This is a genomic window from Shinella sp. M27 (assembly GCF_049199905.1).
Taxonomy (GTDB): Bacteria; Pseudomonadota; Alphaproteobacteria; order Rhizobiales; family Rhizobiaceae; genus Shinella.
In genome coordinates, this window is the sequence record NZ_JBLZPK010000061.1 from 1 (window position 1) to 3455 (window position 3455).

The window sequence follows — 3455 nt, forward strand, 5'->3', positions numbered from 1 at the left end:
GGGAAACGGCCGGTGCTCCGCTTGGTTCCGGGCCGGTCCGGCTTGAGCGATCCGCCGGCTTGAACGGAACGGAGCCAGTGCTATTCTGCGCCCGCATGAGCGTCGTGATGCGTGAGCGAAGAACCGGACGACGGGTTTTCCATTCTGTCTTTCGCTCGCAAGACGGCCCAATTTAGTGCAGCAGAATTGCCAAGCCGTTCAAAAACTCCGGACTGTCCGGCTTTGCACCGGGCGCCAAAGCGATCTATACAATGTCTATAGAATATGATCTTTTGCCCGACCGAACCAGCGCACCCTGAAACCACCTTCCGCAAGGAGCTGACGCCATGGGTACGATTTCATCCGCACTTGACCGACCGGTGCGCACCGCCGCAGTGATCGGCACCGAAGACGAAGCGATACAGGTGGCCCGCACGGTAGCGGGCCTGTTCGATCTTTCAGGCCCGGCGGCAAGTGGCACGGCCGAAGCGCGACTCGATCTGCTCTCCCGCTCAGGCCTGTTCGGCATTTCCGTTCCCACCGAACAGGGCGGCATCGATGTTTCCAACACCGTTCTGGTCGCCGTCTGCGCGGAGGCCGCGTCGCATTCGGCCGCGCTTGGCGAAATCCTTGCTGCGCATTTCACCGCGCTCGAACATATCCGCAGCTTCGGCACCGAGGGCCAGCGCAACACGATCTTTGCCGCCGCCCGCTCCGGCGCCCGGCTCGCAAGGGCCGTCGGCCGGCGCAACGGCGCCGATCTGGAGGCCCTGCCGCTGGCCATTGTCGGCCTTGCCCATCGCCTGAGCGGCGAGGCGCTGTCGACGCCCTGCACGCGGCATGCGGACTGGATGCTGATCCCCGTGCTCGGTGACACCGGCAAGACCGCCGGCCTGCTGCTGCCGACCCGAATCGACGGCCTGCGCTACGCCGCCAACAGCTGCGAGCCCGCCCCCGGCGGCGTGCAACCCGCCGAGCCGGTCCTGTTCAAGGATGTGCTCATCGACGGCGATGTCCTGCTGCATGCTGCCGGCGAGACGCCGCAGCCACCCGTTCCCCACGCCCTCGATCTTCTGCTGGAGGCAAGCCGCCATCTCGGCGCCGGCCGTCGCGCGCTGCGTCAGGTTCTGGATGGGGCGACGGAGCCGCTCCCGGTCGGCCTGCTCGCCGCCCGCCTTGCCGCAGCGGAGGCCATGGCCGAGGAGGCCGGACGCGCCATCGACGCCGCCCAGATCGGCCTGGCCGGACAGCACCGGACAAACGCCTTCCTCGCCGCAACGGCCGCGCTCACGGTGGCGCAGGAGGCGGCGAGCGCCATACGGCAGGTCGGATCGGTCGGGATGGAAAAAGCGGAGCAAACCTTGTCTGCCCCGTCACGGGCCGCTCTGGAACACAGCGGCCGCCTGCTGATCGAGATGCACCGGCATGCGCCGGAGGCCGAAACCTGAAACATGTCGGGCTGGCCCGCCCCGATGGACGGGCCATGAAGCGCCTCAGCCGGCGCGCTTTTCCAGTTCTTCCTCGTCGATGATCGCGGCAGCGCCGGGGACGGCGACGAACTGTTCCAGCGTCATCGTATCGAGAATGGAGGCAATGGCGTCGCGCACGTCAGTCATGGCGCGACGAACCTGACAGGTTTCCGGATCGGCGCAATCCTCACAGGCCTCGAAGGCCGTGCGGCTGGCGCAGCGGATGGGTGCCAGAGGACCATCGAGCACGCGGATGGCGTGGCCGATGCGGATTTCGGAGGCGGCATGCGACAGCGAATAGCCGCCGCCCGGCCCCTTCTTGGAGCGCAGCATGCCGGCATTGCGCAGCTCCAGAAGGATCGTGTCGAGAAACTTCTTCGGAATGTTGTTGCGCAGCGCGATCTCGCTGACGAAAGCCGTTTCACCGGGCGCAAGCCGCGCCAGATCCACCAGGGCTTTCAGTCCGTATTTTCCCTTTTTCGTCAGCATGTCCGCCTGCTTTCCATCCGCATGTCTTACTCGTCCGGATCACCCGGCGGCGCGAAACCGTCTGTCCCGCTCTCGGGATGGGTCCGTCGTCTTCGGGAAGATCGATCGGTTCACCCTTGACGGGTGATTCCGGCTCATTCTAGGCACCGAAGTGCGAAAAACATATAAAAACGGTATAATTTATTTGCGCCGTGCGTCGCAAGAAGAACAGCCTGGCTTTTCGCGTTTTCACGCGGTTTTCCTGTAAGACGTGCCCTATCCGCATCATTTTCTGCCGTCTTCGACCACATGCCCCGCATTTTCCGCTTCTGCCACCCACGGTAGGGCCGTACGTCCCGTTCCACGACACCCCGCAGTGAACGCAAAACCAATTGCCGAGCGGCCGCAAAATTGAGGCGAAAATTTCTCTACTAAATTTATCGATTATATAATCTCAAGTCACCGGCCCGCCAGAGACCTCGGGCAACGGCAACTTGAGGAGAGCTCCATGACCATCACCCGCAGAACCCTGCTGGCCGCCACCGCCGCCCTGACGCTGGCCGCATCCTTCAGCACGGCCTTCGCCGAGGAGGTAACGCTCAACATCGGCTACCAGCCGATCGTCGAGCCCTCACGCGTCCCCCAGGCCGACGGCACCTATGAGAAGGTGACCGGCGCCAAGATCAACTGGCAGAAATTCGACGGCGGCGCCGACGTGATCGCGGCCATCGCTTCCGGCTCGCTCGATATCGGCTATGTCGGCTCCTCGCCGCTCACCGCCGCCGCCAGCCGCGAACTGCCGATCGAGACGATCTTCGTCGTCGGCCTGATCAGCGAGGCCGAGGCGGTCGCGGTGAAGGGCATCGAAAAGCCCGAAGACCTCGCCGGCAAGAAGGTCGCGACTCCCTTCGTCTCGACCGCCCATTACAGCCTGCTGACCGCGCTGAAGCACTGGAACGTCAATCCGAAATCGGTGGAGATCCTCAACCTGCGTCCGCCGGAAATCGCGGCCGCCTGGGAGCGCGGCGACCTCGACGGCGCCTATGTCTGGGATCCGGTGCTCTCCGAACTGAAGAAGAGCGGCAAGGTGCTCGCGACCTCGGCCGACGTCGCCGAATGGGGCGGCCCGACCTTCGACGCCTGGATCGTCAGCAAGAAATTCGCCGAAGAGCATCCCGATGTCGTGACCGCCTTCGTGAAGGTGACGGGTGACGCGACGGCCGCCTACCGCGCCAATCCGGACGCCTGGAACGCCACCTCGCCGGAAGCGGAAAAGATCGCCCGCCTCACCGGCGCCAAGCAGGACGAGGTTCCGGCCCTCCTCAAGGGCTATATCTTCCCGACGCTGGAAGAGCAGGCCGGTGAAGCGCTGCTCGGCGGCGGCACGGTGAAGGCGGTTTCCGATACCGCGGCCTTCCTGCTCGAACAGGGCAAGATCCCGGCCACCCTTTCCGACTACAAGCCCTACGTCTCCACCCGCTGGGTCACGGACGCGACCAAACTCGCCTACTGATCGGCGAACATCCTGCGGCGGAGGTG

The 3455-nt window shown here is 64.7% G+C and carries 3 protein-coding genes; 2 read left to right on the forward strand and 1 reads right to left on the reverse strand.

The features are described from left to right. The first annotated feature begins 326 nt into the window (after positions 1 to 326). Entirely contained in the window at positions 327 to 1427 is a 1101-nt protein-coding gene (locus tag ACOZK4_RS23620; RefSeq protein WP_421594161.1) for an acyl-CoA dehydrogenase family protein, read from the forward strand. A 45-nt stretch (positions 1428 to 1472) separates the two neighbouring features. Here the strand turns inward: ACOZK4_RS23620 and ACOZK4_RS23625 are convergent, their stop codons facing one another. Continuing rightward, positions 1473 to 1937, reverse strand: a complete 465-nt coding sequence (locus tag ACOZK4_RS23625; RefSeq protein ID WP_421594162.1) for an RrF2 family transcriptional regulator — start codon at positions 1935 to 1937, stop codon at positions 1473 to 1475. Positions 1938 to 2424: 487 nt separating this feature from the next. On the opposite strand from ACOZK4_RS23625, the gene tauA reads away from it, so the two are divergent. Next, the gene (tauA, locus tag ACOZK4_RS23630; RefSeq protein ID WP_421594164.1) at positions 2425 to 3429 is read left to right on the forward strand and encodes a taurine ABC transporter substrate-binding protein; all 1005 of its coding nucleotides are present in this window, start codon (positions 2425 to 2427) and stop codon (positions 3427 to 3429) included. The last annotated feature ends 26 nt before the right edge of the window (positions 3430 to 3455 follow it).